Consider the following 19,984-nt stretch of genomic DNA (forward strand, 5'->3'; position numbering starts at 1 on the left):
CAGGTCTGGGTACTCTGTGCCATTCAGCGCCACCGGGCGGCCTTCTTCAAAGCGCACGCTCACTTCTTCGGCTTTCACCACACAGTCTTCGCGCCAAAACGGCACGCCCATGATGGGGTTGACGATTCGAATGCCTGAATTTAAAAACTCCAGGTCTTTGGCTTCGTGGGTGGCGCCCAGCATGTTGCTGTCGGTGCTGTAGGCTTTTTCAGCCGACATCTTGTAGCCAAAGCCATGCGCGGTCATGAACGCGCTCATTTCAGCGCGGCCCCCCAGCTCGTCAATAAAAGCCTGGTCAAGCCAGGGCTTGTAGATTTTGAGGCTGGGGTTGGTCAAGAGGCCGTAGCGGTAAAAGCGCTCAATGTCATTGCCCTTGAAGGTGGAGCCGTCGCCCCAGATGTTGACATCGTCTTCTTTCATGGCGGCCACCAGCATGGTGCCGGTGACGGCGCGGCCGATGGGGGTGGTGTTGAAGTAAGTCACACCGGCTGTGCTGATGTGAAACGCACCGCTTTGAAGCGCGGCCAAGCCCTCGGCTGCGAGCTGCTGGCGGCAGTCAATCAGGCGGGCTTTTTCAGCGCCGTAAGCCATGGCCTTGCGCGGAATTTCGTCGTAGTCAGACTCGTCTGGCTGGCCCAGGTTGGCGGTGTAGGCATAGGGCAGGGCGCCTTTGAGCTTCATCCAGTGCAGGGCTGCGCTGGTGTCGAGCCCGCCCGAGAAGGCAATGCCCACCTTGTGACCGACTGGAATGTTTTGAAGAATGGTGTTTGACATGTTTTTGGCCTCTAGTGCCCGTTGAATATGCGTAAGCAGCTATATTAAAAATAGCAAAAAAAGATTTGAATCAACCAAAATGGCAGATGTAGTGGTAGGGTTCTGTGACACGAATGTCAAACTTGGAGTTGCCGGGGATGCTGAAGCTCTCGCCAGGGCCGGAGGCGAGCCAAGCCTCGCTGCCAGCCAGTTTGTACTCACAGCTGCCAGCCACACATTCCATGGTTTCGGGCGCACCGGTGTTGAACGTCAAGCTGGCGGGCAGCACCACACCGACTGATTTTTTGGTGCCATCGGCAAAAGTGATGCCGTGGCTGATGCATTTGCCGTCAAAGTAAACACTGGCTTGGGTGGTGACGCTGACCGCGTCGATGTGGGTGGTGGTCATGGTGGCCTGCAACTTGTGGGAAAAGAGCCAATTTTAGGTGACGCAGGGCGACAGGTTGACCTGTGCCGGTGGCTTTCTGCACCAAAACGTATGCGCAAGTGTGCCCCAAGCCCAGTCACTCGTTGGCCAGCTGCTGTGCGAAAACTTCCACGTCAAACCCCACGCTGATGACCCCTTGCGGCCACATCACCACGGGGCGCTTGATGACGCTGGGGTGGGTCAGCATCAGCGCGGTGGCGGTGGCATCGTTCATCACGGCCAAGCGCGTGGCTTCGTCGAGCTTGCGCCAGGTGGTGCCTTGTCGATTAAGCAGTTTTTCCCATCCCACGGCCGCCAACCACCGCGCCAACAGGTCAGCTGGCACGCCTTGCTTTTTGAAATCATGAAACGCATAGCTCACGCCATGCTCAGTGAGCCAGGCACGGGCTTTTTTGACGCTGTTGCAGTTGGGAATGCCGTAAACGGTGAGGGGTGGTGTGTTCATGCCCGGTATCATGCCACCGACCCAAAATTAGCCCGCACTGGCTCGACCTGCGGCGCTCTGGAAGACAATTCACACCTGTATGAAACCCACGCCCCAAACTCTTCCAAACTGGCTTGCCTACTGCGAGCACCTCCACCCCACTGCCATTGACCTCGGTCTTGAGCGCGTTCAAACCGTGGCGCAGCGCATGGGCATTCGCCTGACTTGCCCCGTCATCACGGTGGCGGGCACCAACGGCAAGGGCTCCACCTGCGCCATGCTGGAAGCTATTTTGCTAGAGGCCGGCTACCGCACGGGCGTCTACACCTCGCCGCATTTGGTGCATTTTGAAGAGCGTCTGCGGCTGTCGGGCGAAGCTGTCAGCGATACAAAATTAATAGCTGCCTGCGAAAGCGTGGAGAGCGCTAGAGGCCAAAATGATGATGAAATATCGCTCACCTATTTTGAATTCACCACGCTGGCCATTTTGGATGTGATGGCGCAGTCCAAGCTGGATGTGGCCATTTTGGAGGTGGGGCTGGGCGGGCGGTTGGATGCGGTCAACATCATCGAGCCAGACTGCGCCATCATCACCAGCATTGACCTCGATCACATGGCCTTGCTGGGCGAAACCCGTGAAGCCATTGGGTACGAGAAAGCCGGCATCATGCGCACCGGCAAACCGGTGGTGGTCAGCGACCCGCTGCCGCCGCAAAGCGTGTTAGACCGGGCGCTGGAGGTGGGCGCAGACCTGTGGCGGGTGGGGGTGGACTTCAACGTCACTGGCGACAAACTGCAGTGGGGTTGGGCGGGGCGCGGGCGGCGCTACAGCGGCATGGCTTACCCGGCGCTGCGTGGTGCCAATCAACTGGTCAACGCCGGCGGTGTGCTTGCCGCCCTGACCGCCTTGCGCGAGCTGCTGCCGGTGACGGCGCAAGCGGTGCGCAATGGGCTGGTGTTTGTGGACTTGCCAGGGCGCTTTCAGATTGTGCCGGGTCAGCCCAACCTGGTGCTGGACGTGGCGCACAACCCGCATGCGGTGGCGGCGTTGGCGCTGAATTTGGACGCCATGGGCTTTTTCCCCACCACCCACGGCGTGTTTGGTGCCATGGCCGACAAGGATGTGAGCGCCCTCATGGCGCGCATGAACCCGCTGATAGACCGTTGGTATTTCACCGATTTGCCCACCCCGCGTGCCGCCTCTGCGCAAGATTTGCAGCAGGCTTGGCGTGCGCTCAACACCCGCTCAGACGCCAGTGCCAGCACGCACCCAGACCCCGAGTCAGCGCTGCAAGCGGCACTGGCTTGCGCCGACCCCGCTGATAGAATTGTGGTCTTTGGATCGTTCTACACCGTAGGTGGTGTGCTCAAAGATGGTGTGCCCCGCCTGCAGGCCAAACACCTGCCCGGTGCCTGATTTTTCCTGACCCTTACCCTTCTTCCCCCGCATGGCTTTTTTCAAGTTTCGCAAAGCTGCCGACGAGCCTGCCACTGCGCCGCCCCTGGCGCCAAGCATTGAGGCCATTCGCAAGCGCGCCACCTACCGCTTGGCCGGTGCCACCGTGCTGGTGCTGCTGGGTGTGCTGGGCTTGCCCTTGCTGTTTGACAAGCAGCCGCGCCCGCTGGCCATCGACACGCCCATCGACATCCCGGATCGCAACAAAGTCTTGCCACTGGCTTTTCCTGCCGCCCCGGCCAGCACGGTGCCAGCGGCCGTGGGCAAAGCCGTTGAAGCGGTAGCTGGTGAAGCTGGTGTGATCACCGAAAAAGAAGAGCCAAATCGACCTGTAGCGCCCGTCAATAAAGCGTCTGATGTGGTGCCGCCAGAGCCCCCCAAAGTTGCCGCATCGACTGCCTTGCCTGCCGTCAAAGTGGTTAAACCTGCACCTGATAAGCCTGCTCCCGATCACCCTACACCTGTAGCCGTGCCTAAAGTAAATGACGCAGCCAAAGCTCAGGCGCTGCTCAATGGCGCGGCATCAGACACTGCGCCAGTGGCTGGCCGGTTTGTGGTGCAAGTGGGTGCTTTTGCCGATGCCACCCGCGCCCATGAAGTGCGCTTGAAGCTTGAACGTGCTGGCCTGAAAACCTACACCCACGTGGCTGATACCAAAGATGGCAAACGCATTCGCGTGCGGGTGGGACCTTTTGCCGTCAAGGCAGAGGCTGAAAAATCTGCTGAAAAGATCAAAAAGCTCAACCTGCCAGCGGCCTTGCTGACACTTTGAATTAACTCCCATGGCCACACTGGACTGGATTTTTGTGGGTGTGTTGCTGGCCTCGTTGCTGCTCGGGTTGTGGCGCGGTTTGGTGTTTGAGGTGTTGTCGTTGCTGACCTGGCTGGGTGCGTTTGTGTTGGCGCAGTGGCTGGCGCTGGATGCCGCGCAGTATTTGCCCATGCACGGGTCGAGCGACACGCTGCGCTACGCCGCCGGGTTTGTCCTGGTGTTTGTGGCCACCGTGATGCTGGGGGGCTTGGTGGCGGTGGTGTTTAAAAAACTGGTGTCGTCGGTGGGCTTGAGCCCTTTTGACCGGGCGTTGGGCGCTGTGTTTGGCATGGTTCGCGGGGTCTTGCTGCTGCTGGTGGCGACGCTGTTGATGGCCATGACGCCCATGAAATCAAGCGCGGCGTGGCACGAGTCAGTGGGTGTTGGTGTGATGACGGTGTTGGTCAAAACCACCCAGCCCATGCTGCCCCCGGAGCTGAAAAAATTGTTGTCTATTTGAATAAGTCGTTGAAAAGATTGGATTTTTATGTGTGGAATTGTGGGTGTAGTCAGTCACGCGCCGGTCAATCAGCTGATTTATGACGCATTGTTGTTGCTGCAACACCGCGGCCAGGACGCTGCGGGTATCGTGACGCAGCAGGAGCGCAAATTTTTCATGCACAAGGCCAAGGGCATGGTGCGCGATGTGTTTCGCACCCGTAACATGCGCTCGCTGCCGGGCAACTGTGGTCTGGGGCAAGTGCGCTACCCCACTGCGGGCAATGCGTTCAGTGAAGAAGAGGCACAGCCGTTTTATGTGAATGCACCGTTTGGCATCGTGCTGGTGCACAACGGCAACCTCACCAACGCCCACGCCCTGAAGGCCGAGTTGTTCAACGCCGACCACCGCCACATCAACACCGAGAGCGACTCTGAAGTGCTGCTCAACGTGCTGGCGCATGAGTTGGGCGAAACCACCCGGGGTCTGCCACTCGCGCCTGCCGATGTGTTCAGCGCGGTGCGCAAGGTGCACCGCCGCATCAAAGGCTCTTATGCCGTCATTGCCTTGATAGCTGGGCATGGCGTGCTCGCTTTTCGTGACCCTTTTGGCATTCGCCCGCTGTGCATGGGGCGCAGCGACGACACCTGGATGCTGGCCAGTGAATCGGTCGCTTTAGAGGGCACCTCGCACCGTTTTGAGCGCAACATCGAGCCGGGTGAGGCGGTGTTCATTGACCTTGAAGGGCAGATTCATGCACAGCAATGTGCTGACCACCCGGTGCTGAACCCCTGCATTTTTGAATTCGTCTACCTGGCGCGGCCAGACTCGGTGATGGACGGTATTTCGGTCTACCAGGCACGGCTGAATTTGGGCGAAACCTTGGCCAAGCGGGTTATTTCGACCGTGCCGCCCAATGAGATTGATGTGGTCATTCCCATCCCCGAGTCCAGCCGTCCCAGCGCCGCGCAATTGGCGCAGTTGCTGGGCTTGCCTTACCGCGAGGGGTTTGTGAAAAACCGCTATGTGGGTCGCACTTTCATCATGCCGGGGCAGAGCGTGCGCAAAAAGTCGGTGCGCCAAAAACTCAACGTGATCGCCAGCGAGTTCAAGGGGCGCAATGTGCTGCTGGTGGACGACTCGATTGTGCGCGGCACCACCTCCAAAGAGATTGTGCAAATGGCGCGCGAGGCTGGCGCGCGCAAGGTCTACATGGCCAGCGCTGCGCCCCCGGTGCGCTACCCCAATGTGTATGGCATTGACATGCCCACCCCGCAAGAGCTGGTGGCGCACAACCGCACGGTGGAAGAAATCCGCCAGCTGATTGGTTGCGACGCGTTGATTTACCAAGACGTAGAGGCCATGAAACGCGCCATTGGGTCACTTAACCCAGCCATCAAAGGCTTTGACGCCTCGTGTTTTGACGGCGTGTATGTGACGGGTGATGTCACGCTGGAAGACATTGTTCGCTTGAATTCGCACCGGGTGGGTGGTGATGAAGTTCAAGAAGACACCTCCCGGCTGGCGCTGCCCAATTTGGAAAATTGAACATGACCAAAAAAAAACTCCCTGAAGGTTTGCACCGCGACACCCTGGCAGTGCGCGCAGGCATTGCCCCCAGCCAGTACGGCGAGAACTCCGAAGCGCTGTACCTGACCAGCAGTTTTTTACAGCCCGACGCTGAAACTGCCCGCAAGCGCTTTGCCAACGAAGAAGACGGCTACACCTATTCCCGCGTCGGCAACCCCACCGTCACCTGCATGGAGCAGCGCTTGGCCGCGCTTGAAGGCACCGAATCAGCCATGGCCACTGCCAGCGGCATGGCCGCTGTGCTGTTGCTGGGCATGGGCTTGCTGCGCGCGGGTGACCATGTGATTTGTTCGCAATCGGTCTTTGGCTCAACGCTGCGCCTGTTTGCAACCGAATTCTCAAAATTTGGTGTGCAAACCACCTTTGTCTCGCAAACCGATGTGTCGCAATGGCGTGCGGCGGTTCAGCCCAACACCAAGCTGCTGTTTGCCGAAACCCCCACCAACCCGCTGACCGACATTTGCGACATTGCCGCGTTGGCTGATGTGGCGCATCAAAGCGGCGCACTGTTGGCTGTAGATAACTGCTTTTGCAGCCCGGCGCTGCAGCGTCCGACCGAATGGGGGGCTGATTTCGTCATTCATTCAGGCACCAAATACCTTGACGGCCAGGGCCGGGTGGTGGCCGGTGCCATTTGTTGCACCGAGAAATACGTCAACGATGTGTTTTGGCCCATCAACCGCACCGCGGGCATGGTGCTCTCCCCATTCAACGCTTGGGTGGTGACCAAAGGCATGGAAACGCTGGCGATTCGCATGCGCGCCCAGTGTGACAGTGCCTTGGCCTTGGCGCAGTGGTTGCAAAACCAGCCGCAAGTGGCGCATGTGTATTACCCAGGCTTGCCCAGCCATCCACAGCAAGCCCTGGCCATGCGCCAGCAGTCTGGCCTGGGTGGCGCGGTGGTGTCGTTTGATGTGCGTGCCCCCGACGAAGTGACGGGACGCACGCGCGCCTTTCACGTCATTGACAGCACGCAGGTGTGCTCGGTTACCACCAATTTGGGCGACACCAAAACCACCATCGCCCACCCCGCGACCACTTCGCACGGCCGCTTGACCCCTGCCCAGCGCCAAGCGGCAGGCATTGGCCAAGGGCTGATTCGCATTGCAGTGGGTTTGGAACATCTTGAAGATTTGAAGGCCGACTTGCTGCGCGGCTTGTCCACCTTGGCTTGAGTTATGACACAAAAAACACGTACCCGCTTCGCCCCGTCTCCCACCGGATTTATTCATTTGGGCAACATCCGCTCAGCGCTTTACCCGTGGGCGTTTGCTCGCGCCACAGGTGGCGATTTCATTTTGCGCATTGAAGATACCGACCTTGAGCGTTCGACCCAAGCCTCGGTGGACGTGATCATTGAAGGCATGAAATGGCTAGGGCTGGATCAAGATGAAGGGCCTTTTTACCAAATGCAGCGCATGGCGCGCTACAAGGCGGTTCTGGCCGACTTGGTGGCCGCTGGCCATGTGTACCCGTGCTACATGAGCCTGGCCGAGCTCGATGCGCTGCGCGAGCGCCAGACAGCGGCCAAAGAAAAGCCGCGCTACGACGGCACTTGGCGCCCCGCACCGGGCAAAGTGTTGCCGCCCGTGCCAGCAGGTGTTCAACCGGTATTGCGCTTCAAAAATCCGCAAGATGGCGCTGTGGTGTGGGACGACAAGGTCAAAGGCCGCATTGAGATCAGCAACGACGAGCTCGACGATCTGGTCATTGCCCGACCCGACGGCACGCCTACTTACAACTTTTGCGTGGTGGTGGACGATATCGACATGGCCATCACCCATGTCATTCGCGGCGATGACCACGTCAACAACACCCCGCGCCAAATCAATATTTTCAAAGCGCTGGGCAAAGAGCCCCCGGTGTACGCACATTTGCCCACGGTGCTCAATGAGCTGGGCGAAAAAATGAGCAAGCGCAATGGCGCCAAGGCGGTCACGCAATACCGTGAAGAAGGTTACTTGCCTGATGCCATGGTGAATTACTTGGCGCGTTTGGGCTGGAGCCATGGTGACGATGAAATTTTCAGCCGGCAGCAGTTCATTGACTGGTTTAACTTGGATCATCTGGGCAAGAGTGCCGCACAGTTTGACGAAGCCAAGCTGCGTTGGGTCAATGCTCAGCACATCAAGATCACCCCAGACGAGGTGTTGGCACCCCTGGTGCAAGCTCAGTTGCAAAAGCGTGGCATTGCGTCTGACGACAGATTGGTCAAAATTTGCGCGCTGTTCAAAGACCGCTGTGACACCACGGTGGTTTTGGCTGACTGGGCTGCAGTGTTTTATGCCGACGTGCAGGCGCCAGAAGCTGATCTGGCATTGCACGTCACCGATGCTGTCAAACCTGCTTTGACCATGCTGTCTGACAAGCTGGCCACATGTGCCTGGGACAAGGCCAGCATTGCGGCAGAGATCAAAGATGTGCTGAAAGCCTGCGGCCTGAAAATGCCGCACTTGGCCATGCCAGTGCGCGTGTTGGTGGTGGGGAATGCCCACACACCTTCACTCGATGCAGTGTTGGAGTTGTTCAATCGAGAAAAAGTTATCGAAAGGCTGAAGTTGGCCTGAAATTGTGGCTATAATTTAGGGCTTGGAAACAAACACTGCTTCTAATCAGAGTTGTGTTAACGGGGGTATAGCTCAGCTGGGAGAGCGCTTGCATGGCATGCAAGAGGTCAGCAGTTCGATCCTGCTTATCTCCACCAAGGGTTTCATGAGAGACGAAAGTCCAAGGTTTTGACCCCATCGTCTAGAGGCCTAGGACATCACCCTTTCACGGTGAGTACCGGGGTTCGAATCCCCGTGGGGTCGCCAAATTATCGCAAGATAATGCGGCGCAAGTCGGTAACGGTTTGCTGTCAAAAGCAAATGACTTGAGCTTGAAAGAGCTAAACGTTAGCTACCAGGAGTGGTAGTTCAGTTGGTTAGAATACCGGCCTGTCACGCCGGGGGTCGCGGGTTCGAGTCCCGTCCGCTCCGCCAAAAATTAAGCCGTTGTAAATTCATTATTTACAACGGCTTTTTCATTTGTCAGTGAATAACTTGCATGTTTTCATGCAAGAAAAAAACACTGTCAGAAAATTCCATGGTTAAACGAGCTGTGGACAAGTCAAGTTGATCAACTCAACGGCCAAAGTTCTTGATACGCTGCAATTGCAGTGAGGTGCCTGAAGGGTGTTACGTCAGGCATTGGCCTTAAACCAATCAAGCTCATCATGCAGCTTGACTACCTCGCCAATGATGGTCAGGCATGGTGACTTGAGACCAGCTTGCGCCACTTTTTGAGCCATATCTGCCAATGTGCCTGTAACCACTTTTTGCGACTTCATGCTGCCATCCTGCACCACGGCAATGGGCAAACTGGGCAAGGCGCCGTGTGCCACCAATTGCTGGCAGATTTCAGGCAGGCCATTGAGCCCCATGTAAATCACCACGGTTTGGTTCAACCTGACCAGGCTCGGCCAGTCCAGGTCGGCACTGCCGTCTTTCAAATGGCCGGTGACAAACATACAGCATTGGGCGTAGTCACGGTGGGTCAGTGGAATGCCTGCATAACTCGACACCCCCGAGGCAGCTGTGACACCTGGTACCACTTCAAAGTCAACCCCAGAGCCCGCCAGCGTTTGCATTTCTTCTCCGCCACGGCCAAAGATAAACGGGTCGCCACCCTTGAGCCGCACCACTTGCTTGCCTTGCAGGGCCAGCTTGACCAACAGGGCGTTGATTTGCTCTTGGCGCAGGGTGTGTTCATTGCGTCGTTTGCCCGCATAAATGCGCTCTGCAGTTGCAGGCACGAAGTCCAACACCCCAGGCGAGACCAAGTTGTCATAGACCACCACATCGGCTTTTTCTAGCAAACGCACCGCACGAAGTGTGAGCAATTCGGGGTCGCCCGGGCCGGCGCCCACCAGGTAAACACGACCTGTGGCTGGTGTAGACGTTTGCATGTGGGCACTCAATGCGCCGCTCCTTGGCTGGCGCAACTGCCGCAGCCACCGCTGCCGCAACTGCTGGTAGTGACAGACGCGCTACCGCACGAAGGATGGCTGTTGGGAATGAATATGAAATTGAACTCGCCCGGGTTGAGTTCAACAAAGTCCAGCACAGTGTCAAATAGCAATGCTTGAGATTCGTCATTGATGACCACGGCGATGCCTTGTAAATCGAGCTTCATGTCTTCATCGTGTGGCTCATCAAAGCCCATGCCAAATTGCATGTCGCCGCTGGCGTCTTTTTTGGCTGCCACTCGCAGCGCCAAGGTTTGAGCACCACTGGCTTGGGCAGATTGTTGAATTTGCTGAGCCGCTGCAGGCGTTAAATTGAACATGTGAAAACTCCTGTAAGTTGTTAACGTGAAACTCTGATCGTGTCGAGCTCAAACCCATGCAAGTCAATGTTCGCCTTTGGTCTTGAGCAGACCCGCCAGACGGTTGCCTTGCTTTTGCGGGCCACCAACTGGGAAAAGCGTGTGTAAATGATGATTGTTGCCTAACTCTGGACCCCAAAGTTTGGAAAAATGCCAAATCATCGCGCGAACTTGCGCCTGCACCCTGTGCTCTTCGTAGTAGGCGCGCAAATACGCAATCACCTGCCAGTGTGCTTCGGTCAGGGTCAGGTTTTCAGCTTGTGCCTGAGTTTTGGCAAAATCCTCCGACCAGTCGCCCAGATTTTTAAGATAGCCCTCGGTGTCAGTGGCTATGGGGGAGCCATTGACCCAAACAAAAGGCGCGCAGCAGACCGAGGTAACCGATTCAGACGTCTTCTTGAGCCGGACAAAATCCATAAACTGCCGCGTCCAATCTGCCCCGGCGCCACTTCGCAAGTGTGCATATGAAGCCAGCACATTGTGAACAACAAGCCCATCGTGCTGACCGTCGATGCCGTAACCGCGTAAAACACGGTAAGCAAATTTTGAATCTATCGGCAAGTTTTCAACACTTGAATAGTGAAACTCATGCCCTTGAAGGGTTTGCCCAGGCGCATGCTCATGGGCATTGGTCAGCCAGGGTGCATCTGCTGTGGTTTGCAAGCGGACATAGCCGCGGCCGACGGGGCGGTCATGCATCACCACATCCATGGGCAATGCACCCACCATGTCGGCAACAGTGTCTTTCCAGCGCAGGCTTCGCGCCAGGTACATCAGCCCGCCGCATTCAGCATAAACCGGCAGTCCCGCTTCAATCAATGACTTCAAATGCATGCGAAATGCGTGGTTGGCTTCCAATGGCGCCATAAACACTTCAGGGAAGCCACCGCCTATGAACAAACCATCCAAAGGCGGCAAGTGTGTGTCTTGCAGAGCATTGACCGTTACCAATTCCGCACCAGCCGCTTGCAGTGCCAACACGTCGTCTGGGTAGTAAAACCCAAACGCTTTGTCTTGCACAAGGCCAATGCGCAGTTTTTGAGGTTTCTTTAGACCTTGAGCCGTGACCTGTGTCACGTGCGTTTGGGTGATTTGAGGTTGCAGTGGCGGCGCAGTTTTTGCCAATGCCAACACTTGAGCTAAATCGACTTGTTCTGAAACTCTCTCACCAATCAGGCGCACAAGCTGTGATGCATCGTCTTTTTCTTGGTTGGGCATCAAGCCCAAATGCCGCTCAACCAAGGCCAGTTGGGGGTCATGCGCGATAGCGCCCAACACTCGGACATCGGTGTAGTGCTCAATTACAGCGCGCAGTTTGGCCTCGTGGCGGCTGCCACCGAGTTGGTTGAGGATCACTCCGGCAATGCGAATGCGGCTGTCGAAGGCTTGGTAACCCAAAATCAAGGGTGCAATGCCACGCGTCATGCCACGCGCATCCAACACCAACACCACAGGCAAATCAAGCAAATGCGCCAGCGCAGCATTGCTGTTGCTGCCATCGAGCGCCAGGCCGTCGTAAAGCCCTTTGTTGCCTTCCACCAGGCTGACATCAGCCAACGCTGAATGACACACAAAACTGTCAATGATTTGGTTTGCCGGACTTAAGTAGGGGTCTAGGTTGAAACAGGGGTGGCCACTGGCTTGCGCCAACCACATGGGGTCAATGTAATCAGGCCCTTTTTTAAAGGCTTGTACGCGCAGCCCTTGCGCTGACAACGCAGCACACAACCCAATGCTGATGGTGGTTTTACCCGATGACTTGTGTGCAGCTGAAACTAAAAAACGCGACATCACTGGGTCAACTCAAGTTGAAATTCAAGCGCTGGCGTGCGCGGTGGCCGCCGCACTGTTGGCGTTAAAGACACTGTCATCCAGCCGCTCAGGTAAAAACCCCAGTACGCGAAGCGCCAGCATCACAATCAGTCCGACCAATGCCACGCCCCCTAGCCCCAACAGCCATTCCGGCAGGCTGGATGCGTAGCTGGCAGTCACACCGTCATAAAAGCTGCTACGAACTTGGTAACCAGGAAACAGCACCAAACCAAACGCCTGACCACCCACAATGGTGACGTACATCTGCGCCAGACCGCCCACCATGACCAAGCCTGCACTGGCCGCAACTCTGCCACGCAGCGCGCCAATGTGGGGGTGCAACAGCATCAACAATGGCACCACACAGCCCAGCACAATTTGTCCTAACCAAAACAGGGCGGTGTAGATGCCACCTTCCAGCAAAATAAAGCGTTCAAAATCGTGATGTTTGGTGAAGTACATGTTGGTCAGGTGGTAAACCAACACAAAGTAAAACCCTGCCGCTATGAAGATAATTTGCAACCGTGCCAGTTTAGCCACCAGAACATCACCCAAAGGCCGGTCTCCTGCATGACAGGCGAGCATCAGTACCCAAATGAACACGGCCAGACCGTAACTCAGTGAAATGGCAATGAACAAAGGAGCTAACAAAGCCGAGTCATAGGCTTGTCGCGCCACCAAAAAACCAAAAATTAAGCCCGTGCCAGTGGTCAGTGCCATGCGCCAGATGAATGCAAAAAAACCTGCCAGGGGCGTAAAACGGTTCATCCGCCGCTCCATCATGGTCCAGATGTACGCCGCCACAAAGCCAAAAAAACCAGAATACAAAAAGATGTTGAGACTAAAAATAGACTTGAAGTTCATGTGCGTCACTGTCACCAGCAGTCGATCAGGCCGACCCAAGTCCAACATCAGCACCAACAAGCCACCAGCCAGCAAAGCAATGGCCAACACACCAGACAGCGGAGCCAAGGGTTTGAACTCTGTTTTGCCAAAGACCGAAGCCATCGAAGCCATGTTCAGCGCGCCAGAAGCTGCCACCACCAAAAACACCGCAAACACATGTGGCAAGCCCCAAACCACCTGGTTGTTCATGCCGGTCACGATGTGACCGTTGTGCTCCATGTACCACACTGCACCCAGCCCCACGGCCAGCATCAGGCTGAAGCCAGCGGCCAAGGCTTGGAAGCCAAACCCGGTTTCTTTCAAAGGGCGTAAGACAAATTTCATGGCCTAGATCTTTCTTCAAATGCCGCTGTAACGCACACCCGTGTTCAAGTTGAGGTCTTCCCGGATTTGGCGCGATGGATAGCTGGCCACACGTTTGGCAATGTCGCTCTCGGGGTTGTTGAGGTCGCCAAACAAAATGGCGCCATGCTCGGCCTCAGCGCAGGCCGTGACACACGCCGGCTGTTCGCCCTGATCAACCTTGTGCACACAGAGGGTGCAACCTTCTGCGGTACCGACGCCACGGGGGACATCGGTTTTTTGGTTGTGCAAAGGTTCGTGCACAAACGAGCGGGCTTTGTAAGGGCAGGCCATGACACAGTAGCGGCACCCAATACAGATATGTTTGTCAACCAGCACAATACCGTCCGCCCGCTTGAATGAAGCACCCGTGGGACAGACATCCACACAAGGCGGCTCGGCGCAGTGCTGGCACATCATGGGCATTGAAACGGTGTTGCCGCTGCCCGCATGGGTCAACTCCAGCTTGCGAATCCACTGCGAATCTGTTGGCAGGGTTCCACCAGAGAGCCCATTTTCTGAATTACATGCCGTGACACACGCCGTGCAGCCACTGGCACATTTGCCCGTGTCAATCAGCATACCCCAGCGTACTTTGGGGCTCACTCCGGCCGTGGTGGTGGATGTTGCGGCTTGGGCAACTTCCATCAAGCGCACCCCAGGTGCCAGCATCACACCTGCCAAACCAGCGGCGGCGACACCCAAGAAGCCACGCCGATGGGTGTGGGGTGAAGCCGGGCGAGGCGTAGGTTCATGCGTCATGGTTTGGCCTTTTCTTGACCTAAAAGCTGCTGGAGTTGCGCCAATTTGGCTGACTGATTTGCATCAGCATGTGTGGCTGTGGCCGGTGTTGATGTGGCATCAGGCTTGTTGGCATGACATTCAAAACAATCAATCTTGACCGCTGCATAGGTGTGGCAGCTTTGGCAGAAATCGCCTGGATGGGCACTGACACTTTGGCTGGTTTGACTGGCATGGCACGCTACGCATGCTTTCAATGAATATTGACCGGTGCGAATGCCGCCATGCACTGTGTCGTCACGCTGGTGCTTGAGCAAAGTCATGTGGTTGCGCCGCATGAATACAGGGTCTTCCACACACTGGCCACCACGAGCTTTTTCCACCTTGGGTTGCAGCGTCAAGCCGGGTGTTGGCGCTGCGGCAGGCGTTTGAGCCTGTGCAGACAGCCCTAAGCCCACACACAAACCCAGGCAGACCAGCCGCCAGAGGCTGTGCCGCACATCACACACGCTTCGTGCCATGACCTCAGTCCCCCAAGCCCATCTGGATGTAACCCGTGGGGCAGACATCTGAACAAATATGGCAACCAATGCATTTGCTGTAATCGGTGTCCACGTAGCGCCCGGTGGTGGCTTTGGCTTTGGGCACCTTGAACACGGCCACTTGCGGGCAGTACACCACGCAGTTGTCGCATTCAAAACACTGGCCACAGCTCATGCAGCGCTTGGCTTCAGCCACGGCCTGGGCTTCAAGCAAGGGTTGCAGGCGCTCTTCAAAATTGTCCAGCGCTTCTTGCGCAGTCAGCGACACAATGCCACGCTTGTTGCGAGGTGCAAAGGGAAAGTGCCCTAAAAACAATTCTTTGTGAGAGATGACATAGCGATCAGACCGGTTGTCAAAATTGTGAATGGCTGCAGTGCTTTTGTCCGTGCCACGGGTTGGCTCATGAACCTCGGTAAAGTTCAAGCCTTTTTCGATCATCTTGCGCTTCAAATCGAAGGTGTGAACGTCAATTTTGGGACGTTTGTCCAGCGCCTCGTTTTGCAAAAAGCGGTCGATGCCATCTGCTGCAATCGCGCCATGGCCAATGGCCGTGGTCAGCAAATGGGGGCGCACCACATCACCGCCAACAAAAATGCCAGGTTGGCCTTGAACTTGGTAGTTTTTGTCAGACGCAATGGCACCCTTGCCGTTGTTGAATTCTTCCAAGCCGGAGAAGTCAACCGACTGACCAATGGCTGAAACAATCAAATCGGCAGGAATGTCTTCCTCGGTACCTTCAATGTTTTTGATCTCCAAGCGACCCCCCACCACTTTGGCTTCGCAGCGCATGATGCGCAGTGCCACAGCACGGCCATCTTCACCGCGAATCACGGCCACTGGCGCCATGCCACCGCGAATGGTGATGCCCTCAGACAAAGCGTGCTCGACCTCATGCTTGGAAGCCTGCATTTTCTCAATGTCGAAAATGGTGGTCAGCGTGACCTCAGCGCCCTGGCGCACAGAAGCTGCGGCCACATCGTGCGCCACATGGCCAGCAATGGCATGCTCTGGCCGGTCTGATTCGTTGATTTTGTCAATATGACCCAAGCGCCGCGCCACTGTGGCGACGTCAATGGAGGTGTCACCACCACCAATCACCACCACCCGCTTGCCCACGTGGCGCAACCGGCCGTCGTTAAACGCCTTCAAAAACGAAGTGGCTGTGACGCAATTGGGCGCATCAGCACCGTCTACGGGCAGTGCACGACCCGCTTGCGCACCCAGTCCTAAAAACACCGCATCAAATTGCTCACGGATTTGCGCCATGGTGATGTCGGTACCAATGCGGCATTTCATGCGTGTTGCCACGCCCAAGTCCAAAATGCGCTGAATTTCAGCATCCAGCACATCACGTGGTGTGCGGAACCCAGGAATGCCGTAGCGCATCATGCCGCCGAGCTCGGCGCGCTCATCAAAAATCGTGACGGCGTGGCCTTTGAGCGCCAATTGGTAAGCGGTAGATAAGCCTGCCGGTCCGCCACCAATCACCGCCACGGTTTTGCCCGTGCTTTGCGCAGGCTTGTGGTAGGCCAGTTTGTTTTTGATGGCGTAGTCACCCAAAAAGTGCTCTACCGAATTGATGCCCACAAAATCTTCCACCTGATTGCGGTTGCAACCCGATTCGCAAGGTGCTGGGCAAACCCGACCCATCACCGACGGAAACGGGTTGGCCTCGGTCAGACGCCGAAAGGCATATTCTTGCCACACCATGCCTGCGGGTGGTTTTTCAATGCCACGCACAATGTTCAGGTAACCCCGAATGTCTTCACCCGCGGGGCAACTTCCTTGGCAAGGTGGGGTGCTTTGAATGTAAGTGGGGCACTTGTGCGAATGACCCGCATCAAAAATTTGTGCTTGCCAGGTTTTGACTTTGGCATCGCCGTCTTTAAAACGTCGAAACGTCAAGGGCTTGGCTTCAATGACTTCGGGGGTCGCAGACATGTTGGAATCTCCTGGTTTTTGTACGTGAAATAGGAAAGGCAGGGCTATTTGTCGCCCAGTCGAATGGCTTTGCTGACCAGTTGGTGGACACCGCCCACCATGCTCATGTTGAAGCCGTAATAAGGCAACACCTTGGTGAACTGGGCTTTGCAAATGGCGCAAATGGTGGCCATGAAGTTCACCTGATGCTCATCAACCACTTGCTTCAAAGACTCCATGCGGGGCAGGGCGCCTTTCACACGCAACTCCATCAGGTCATCGGTCAGCAGACCGCCGCCGCCGCCACAGCAAAAGGTGCTTTCATGAATGGTCTCAGGTGCCATGTCATAAAAATGATTGGCCACCGTCGTGATGATGCGTCTAGGTATCACAAACTGCCCGCCTGGCATGTTGCCCATGCGCGAACCACGTGCCACATTGCAGGAGTCGTGAAACGTGATGATGCGGTTATCGTTGGCGTCTTTGTCAAACTGCAACGCACCTTGTTGAATCAAATCATCGGTGAATTCGCAAATGTGCTGCGGCACCGGGTAGCGCTGGTCTAGATAGTCAAAGGGGCCAATCAAGGTGTTCCAGAAACTGTAGGCCACGCGCCAGGCATGGCCACATTCGCCCACCACAATGCGTCTCACGCCCAGTTCAAGCGCAGCTTCTTTGACCCGCATGGAGATATTGCGCATTTGCTCATAGTTGCCAATGAACATGCCAAAGTTGCCAGCCTCAGATGCATGCGAGCTCAGTGTCCAGCTGATGCCTGCTGCGTGAAACACCTTGGCGTAACCAATCAGGCTCTCTACATGCGGCTCTGAGAAAAAGTCAGCAGATGGGGTGATGAGCAAAACTTCTGCACCCTTGACATCAATGGGGAATTTGACATCCACACCCGTGTCATCTTTCACGTCTTCTTCAAGCCCTTCCAGCGTGTTGATCAGCGCTGGGCCGGGCAGCCCCAGGTTGTTACCAATGCGGTGGACTTTGCCAATGATTTCATTGGAATATTTTTGACCCAACCCAATGGAGTCCATGATCTCGCGCGCCGCCATGGTGACTTCAGCGGTGTCAATGCCGTAGGGGCAAAACACCGAGCAGCGCCGGCACTCAGAGCACTGGTTGTAGTAGCTGTACCAATCGTCGAGCACCTCGCGCGTCAAATCAACCGCACCCACCAGCTTGGGGAAATGCTTGCCGGCAAAAGTAAAGTAACGGCGGTAGACCTTGCGCATCAGGTCTTGGCGTGCCACCGGCATATTTTTGGGGTCGGCTGATCCTAAAAAATAGTGGCATTTGTCTGAGCAGGCACCGCAATGCACGCAGGCGTCCATGTACACCTGCAGCGACCTGTATTTGCCCAGCATGTCGCCCATTTTGGCAATGACCTTGTCTTGCCAGTCGTCAACCAAGCCCTCTGGGAAGCCCAGCGCCTTTTGAATGGGTGCTGCCGCTGGAAAAGACTTGATGTGCGACATGGCACCCACTTGAATCAAGGGGATGACCGGGTAGCTTTTGAGCTTGGGGGTTTCGAACGCTGCGGTGGCCATGGTGTGTGTGCTTAGGCTTTTTTATCCAGAGCGGCTGCCCAAGCCGAAATATGGCGAACTTCGCGGGCGTTGTCAGCTTGGTTGCGTGTGGGACTGAAAAACAGACCCGGTGCGTGCAACAGTTTGCTGATGGGGAAAATCATCATGAGCAACGCCACCAGCGCCAGGTGTACCAACAGCACCGGGTCGGTGGGCAGGGGTTGCAAGTTAAAGCGCATCAAGCCCAGCACAAAGGCTTTGAGCGCCAAAATATCTGTGTGAGCTACAAAGCGCATGGCCAGCCCCGACATGCCAATGGCCAACAGCAGCACCAACATCAAGTGGTCTGAAGGGGTGGAGATGTAGCGCACCCGGTCGACCAACCAGCGTCTGGCCCACAGCCCACCCAGGCCAGCCACCATGGCAAACCCGGCGTAAGTGCCAAAGGGTTGCACCAGTGTCACTGGCAACCACACGGGTTCTTGCACATAGCGCAAGTGCCGCAGGGTCACCAGCAGCAAGCTGGCATGAAACAACCAGCCAAACAACCATGTCCATTTGCTGGACTTGAACAGGCTCTCGAACAACACCACTTCGCGCGCCAAGCGCCAGCGCACCCCCGCCACGGTGGTGGGCGCAGGTGTGGTGGGGATCTTCAACGGAGCGGGGGTGGTGGCGTAGGTGCTAATTTTGCGGGTCAACCCAACCACGAAGACGATGGTGGCGACGTAAAACAACACCGCATAAGCAATGGTCAACAAGGTCATGGTTGAGGCCGCAAGTTCGTGGGGTTTGGCTCAATCTGGGTCAGATGCAACCGGTTGGCTTGGGCAAACCTGCAATCTTGCAAGCTTGTTTGGCCGGGCCGTAGGGGAACAGGTCGTACAGGTATTTGCTGTTGCCTTTTTCTTCACCAAATTTTTTGCCAATGGCTTTGGTCAGCACACGCACGGCGGGCGCAATTTGGAACTCGTTATAGTACTCACGCAAAAAGTTGATGACTTCCCAGTGGTTGTCTGTCAGTTCTACTTTTTCCTCGACTGCCAGGTGGCCGGCAGCCTCGGTGGTCCACTCAGCCAAATTGAGCAAGTAGCCTTCTTCGTCTGTTTCGTAGGTTTTTCCGTTGATTTCAAAGCTCATGGTGTACTCCAGTAGGTAAAAATAAAAAGGGATGATTCGGCTTACAGCCAGGAATGCGAGGTGTCGTGTTTTTCAACCAGGTCAACAAAGCCACCGTAGTCCACCGGGCTCACGCCAGCCAGCAGCTTGCTGCCCAAGCCCCTGGCATCCAGATCAGGCTGCAACACATAGACACTGTGTTTGGCACAGGCTTGGGTCACGCGCTCTTGCAGGGCGTTGCCTTGTGTGGCGGCGTACACCGCGTCTTCAATCAGCAGCACGGCGTGTCCGGGCAGTGCCATGCGCAGGCACGTGTCGAGCGAGTTATTTTCAAAAGGTGATTGATTGATGATGTGCAGCATGAGGTTGTCCTTGTTGTTAAAAGCTCAAGATCACATCTTGCTGTGCCATCAGCTCACCCATTTGCTGGTCATCGAGCACTTCGACAGGCACCAGCAAGTCGGCTTCGGTCAAACCGCGTTGCGCCATGGAGGCTTGATCCACATAAAGTTTTTCAACGTCATAGCCATCCAGCGCGCGGTAGCTGGGTGAAAAGTTTTTGATGCCAATGCCTTTGGTTTGTTGGCCTTTGACCAATTCATAAACGCCATCGTCAATGAACACCAAGCTCACGTCTTGGTCAAATGTGGCGGTGATCAAAACCACCTCCAGGCTCTCCAATGCGTAAATCGTGCCGTAAGGGGCTTTGCGGTTCACAAACATGAATTTCTTCACTTTGGGGCCGCTGGGTGCTGCTTGTTCGCTCATGGTGTGTTT

Annotated in this window: 21 protein-coding genes and 3 tRNA genes; 9 read left to right on the plus strand and 15 right to left on the minus strand. The window is 56.1% G+C overall.

Annotated features, from left to right (window positions below):
• From argG to PHT20_RS09190, 3 genes are all read right to left on the minus strand, one after another.
• Positions 1 to 774, minus strand: a 774-nt coding sequence (argG, locus tag PHT20_RS09180) for an argininosuccinate synthase (RefSeq protein ID WP_301020284.1), incomplete at its 3' end; no start/stop codon positions are given.
• Between the two features lie 70 nt (positions 775 to 844).
• On the minus strand, positions 845 to 1,162 hold the full coding sequence (locus PHT20_RS09185) for a pyrimidine/purine nucleoside phosphorylase (RefSeq protein ID WP_300085478.1): 318 nt from the start codon (positions 1,160 to 1,162) through the stop codon (positions 845 to 847).
• Positions 1,163 to 1,277: 115 nt separating this feature from the next.
• Positions 1,278 to 1,646, minus strand: a complete 369-nt coding sequence (locus PHT20_RS09190) for an ArsC family reductase (protein WP_301020285.1) — start codon at positions 1,644 to 1,646, stop codon at positions 1,278 to 1,280.
• A gap of 79 nt (positions 1,647 to 1,725) precedes the next feature.
• Between PHT20_RS09190 and folC the strand changes: the two genes are divergently transcribed.
• The 9 genes from folC to PHT20_RS09235 all read left to right on the plus strand — a co-directional run bounded on the left by folC (position 1,726) and on the right by PHT20_RS09235 (position 8,902).
• Entirely contained in the window at positions 1,726 to 3,042 is a 1,317-nt protein-coding gene (folC, locus tag PHT20_RS09195) for a bifunctional tetrahydrofolate synthase/dihydrofolate synthase (protein WP_301020286.1), read from the plus strand.
• A 31-nt stretch (positions 3,043 to 3,073) separates the two neighbouring features.
• Positions 3,074 to 3,853: an SPOR domain-containing protein gene (locus PHT20_RS09200; protein WP_301020287.1), complete on the plus strand. Its 780-nt coding sequence runs from the start codon at positions 3,074 to 3,076 to the stop codon at positions 3,851 to 3,853.
• 10 nt (positions 3,854 to 3,863) lie between these two features.
• Positions 3,864 to 4,352 (plus strand): CvpA family protein, encoded by a 489-nt coding sequence (locus PHT20_RS09205; protein ID WP_301020288.1) that lies wholly within the window; start codon positions 3,864 to 3,866, stop codon positions 4,350 to 4,352.
• 27 nt (positions 4,353 to 4,379) lie between these two features.
• Positions 4,380 to 5,879 carry an amidophosphoribosyltransferase gene (gene purF / locus PHT20_RS09210; RefSeq protein WP_301020289.1) on the plus strand — a complete coding sequence of 500 codons (1,500 nt, stop codon included), beginning with the start codon at positions 4,380 to 4,382 and terminating at the stop codon, positions 5,877 to 5,879.
• A gap of 2 nt (positions 5,880 to 5,881) precedes the next feature.
• Positions 5,882 to 7,096, plus strand: a complete 1,215-nt coding sequence (locus tag PHT20_RS09215; RefSeq protein WP_301020290.1) for an O-succinylhomoserine sulfhydrylase — start codon at positions 5,882 to 5,884, stop codon at positions 7,094 to 7,096.
• 3 nt (positions 7,097 to 7,099) lie between these two features.
• Complete coding sequence (gene gltX, locus PHT20_RS09220; protein WP_301020291.1) at positions 7,100 to 8,488, plus strand: glutamate--tRNA ligase; 1,389 nt, start codon at positions 7,100 to 7,102, stop codon at positions 8,486 to 8,488.
• Positions 8,489 to 8,549: 61 nt separating this feature from the next.
• Positions 8,550 to 8,625: transfer RNA gene (locus PHT20_RS09225), tRNA-Ala, on the plus strand.
• A gap of 33 nt (positions 8,626 to 8,658) precedes the next feature.
• Positions 8,659 to 8,734, plus strand: a tRNA-Glu gene (locus tag PHT20_RS09230).
• Positions 8,735 to 8,825: 91 nt separating this feature from the next.
• Positions 8,826 to 8,902: transfer RNA gene (locus PHT20_RS09235), tRNA-Asp, on the plus strand.
• Positions 8,903 to 9,102: 200 nt separating this feature from the next.
• Here PHT20_RS09235 and cobA read toward each other — a convergent pair.
• The 12 genes from cobA to tusC form a co-directional block, all read right to left on the minus strand.
• Entirely contained in the window at positions 9,103 to 9,867 is a 765-nt protein-coding gene (cobA, locus tag PHT20_RS09240) for a uroporphyrinogen-III C-methyltransferase (protein ID WP_301020292.1), read from the minus strand.
• 8 nt (positions 9,868 to 9,875) lie between these two features.
• Entirely contained in the window at positions 9,876 to 10,247 is a 372-nt protein-coding gene (locus PHT20_RS09245) for an iron-sulfur cluster biosynthesis family protein (RefSeq protein WP_300085455.1), read from the minus strand.
• A gap of 63 nt (positions 10,248 to 10,310) precedes the next feature.
• Complete coding sequence (locus tag PHT20_RS09250) at positions 10,311 to 12,077, minus strand: cobyrinate a,c-diamide synthase (protein ID WP_301020293.1); 1,767 nt, start codon at positions 12,075 to 12,077, stop codon at positions 10,311 to 10,313.
• A 24-nt stretch (positions 12,078 to 12,101) separates the two neighbouring features.
• A complete protein-coding gene (gene nrfD / locus PHT20_RS09255; protein ID WP_301020294.1) occupies positions 12,102 to 13,328 on the minus strand; it encodes an NrfD/PsrC family molybdoenzyme membrane anchor subunit in 1,227 nt (408 codons plus the stop codon).
• A gap of 15 nt (positions 13,329 to 13,343) precedes the next feature.
• Entirely contained in the window at positions 13,344 to 14,108 is a 765-nt protein-coding gene (gene dsrO, locus PHT20_RS09260; RefSeq protein ID WP_300087717.1) for a sulfate reduction electron transfer complex DsrMKJOP subunit DsrO, read from the minus strand.
• A complete protein-coding gene (locus PHT20_RS09265) occupies positions 14,105 to 14,608 on the minus strand; it encodes a hypothetical protein (RefSeq protein ID WP_301020295.1) in 504 nt (167 codons plus the stop codon). The genes dsrO and PHT20_RS09265 overlap by 4 nt, the downstream gene beginning before the upstream one ends.
• A gap of 4 nt (positions 14,609 to 14,612) precedes the next feature.
• The gene (locus PHT20_RS09270) at positions 14,613 to 16,571 is read right to left on the minus strand and encodes an NAD(P)-binding protein (protein ID WP_301020296.1); all 1,959 of its coding nucleotides are present in this window, start codon (positions 16,569 to 16,571) and stop codon (positions 14,613 to 14,615) included.
• Between the two features lie 44 nt (positions 16,572 to 16,615).
• Entirely contained in the window at positions 16,616 to 18,109 is a 1,494-nt protein-coding gene (gene dsrK, locus PHT20_RS09275) for a sulfate reduction electron transfer complex DsrMKJOP subunit DsrK (RefSeq protein ID WP_301020297.1), read from the minus strand.
• An 11-nt stretch (positions 18,110 to 18,120) separates the two neighbouring features.
• Positions 18,121 to 18,855: a respiratory nitrate reductase subunit gamma gene (locus PHT20_RS09280; RefSeq protein ID WP_301020298.1), complete on the minus strand. Its 735-nt coding sequence runs from the start codon at positions 18,853 to 18,855 to the stop codon at positions 18,121 to 18,123.
• 40 nt (positions 18,856 to 18,895) lie between these two features.
• Positions 18,896 to 19,228 carry a TusE/DsrC/DsvC family sulfur relay protein gene (locus tag PHT20_RS09285; protein ID WP_300087726.1) on the minus strand — a complete coding sequence of 111 codons (333 nt, stop codon included), beginning with the start codon at positions 19,226 to 19,228 and terminating at the stop codon, positions 18,896 to 18,898.
• 41 nt (positions 19,229 to 19,269) lie between these two features.
• A complete protein-coding gene (gene tusB, locus PHT20_RS09290) occupies positions 19,270 to 19,569 on the minus strand; it encodes a sulfurtransferase complex subunit TusB (protein WP_301020299.1) in 300 nt (99 codons plus the stop codon).
• A gap of 16 nt (positions 19,570 to 19,585) precedes the next feature.
• Positions 19,586 to 19,975, minus strand: coding sequence for a sulfurtransferase complex subunit TusC (tusC, locus tag PHT20_RS09295; RefSeq protein WP_301020300.1), 390 nt, complete (start codon positions 19,973 to 19,975; stop codon positions 19,586 to 19,588).
• Positions 19,976 to 19,984 lie beyond the last annotated feature (9 nt).

Origin of the sequence: Rhodoferax sp. (genome assembly GCF_028715765.1) — a bacterium.
Classification (GTDB): Bacteria; Pseudomonadota; Gammaproteobacteria; order Burkholderiales; family Burkholderiaceae_C; genus Rhodoferax.

Excerpts from the sequence above, each read along its gene's own strand:
- PHT20_RS09250 (WP_301020293.1), bottom strand. The coding sequence starts at position 12,077 with ATGTCGCGTTTTTTAGTTTCAGCTGCACACAAGTCATCGGGTAAAACC.
- PHT20_RS09205 (WP_301020288.1), top strand. The coding sequence starts at position 3,864 with ATGGCCACACTGGACTGGATTTTTGTGGGTGTGTTGCTGGCCTCGTTG.
- purF (WP_301020289.1), top strand. The coding sequence starts at position 4,380 with ATGTGTGGAATTGTGGGTGTAGTCAGTCACGCGCCGGTCAATCAGCTG.
- dsrK (WP_301020297.1), bottom strand. The coding sequence starts at position 18,109 with ATGGCCACCGCAGCGTTCGAAACCCCCAAGCTCAAAAGCTACCCGGTC.
- gltX (WP_301020291.1), top strand. The coding sequence starts at position 7,100 with ATGACACAAAAAACACGTACCCGCTTCGCCCCGTCTCCCACCGGATTT.
- PHT20_RS09190 (WP_301020285.1), bottom strand. The coding sequence starts at position 1,646 with ATGAACACACCACCCCTCACCGTTTACGGCATTCCCAACTGCAACAGC.
- folC (WP_301020286.1), top strand. The coding sequence starts at position 1,726 with ATGAAACCCACGCCCCAAACTCTTCCAAACTGGCTTGCCTACTGCGAG.
- cobA (WP_301020292.1), bottom strand. The coding sequence starts at position 9,867 with ATGCAAACGTCTACACCAGCCACAGGTCGTGTTTACCTGGTGGGCGCC.
- nrfD (WP_301020294.1), bottom strand. The coding sequence starts at position 13,328 with ATGAAATTTGTCTTACGCCCTTTGAAAGAAACCGGGTTTGGCTTCCAA.
- tusC (WP_301020300.1), bottom strand. The coding sequence starts at position 19,975 with ATGAGCGAACAAGCAGCACCCAGCGGCCCCAAAGTGAAGAAATTCATG.
- PHT20_RS09215 (WP_301020290.1), top strand. The coding sequence starts at position 5,882 with ATGACCAAAAAAAAACTCCCTGAAGGTTTGCACCGCGACACCCTGGCA.
- dsrO (WP_300087717.1), bottom strand. The coding sequence starts at position 14,108 with ATGACGCATGAACCTACGCCTCGCCCGGCTTCACCCCACACCCATCGG.
- tusB (WP_301020299.1), bottom strand. The coding sequence starts at position 19,569 with ATGCTGCACATCATCAATCAATCACCTTTTGAAAATAACTCGCTCGAC.
- PHT20_RS09200 (WP_301020287.1), top strand. The coding sequence starts at position 3,074 with ATGGCTTTTTTCAAGTTTCGCAAAGCTGCCGACGAGCCTGCCACTGCG.
- PHT20_RS09285 (WP_300087726.1), bottom strand. The coding sequence starts at position 19,228 with ATGAGCTTTGAAATCAACGGAAAAACCTACGAAACAGACGAAGAAGGC.
- PHT20_RS09245 (WP_300085455.1), bottom strand. The coding sequence starts at position 10,247 with ATGTTCAATTTAACGCCTGCAGCGGCTCAGCAAATTCAACAATCTGCC.
- PHT20_RS09265 (WP_301020295.1), bottom strand. The coding sequence starts at position 14,608 with ATGGCACGAAGCGTGTGTGATGTGCGGCACAGCCTCTGGCGGCTGGTC.
- PHT20_RS09270 (WP_301020296.1), bottom strand. The coding sequence starts at position 16,571 with ATGTCTGCGACCCCCGAAGTCATTGAAGCCAAGCCCTTGACGTTTCGA.
- PHT20_RS09280 (WP_301020298.1), bottom strand. The coding sequence starts at position 18,855 with ATGACCTTGTTGACCATTGCTTATGCGGTGTTGTTTTACGTCGCCACC.
- PHT20_RS09185 (WP_300085478.1), bottom strand. The coding sequence starts at position 1,162 with ATGACCACCACCCACATCGACGCGGTCAGCGTCACCACCCAAGCCAGT.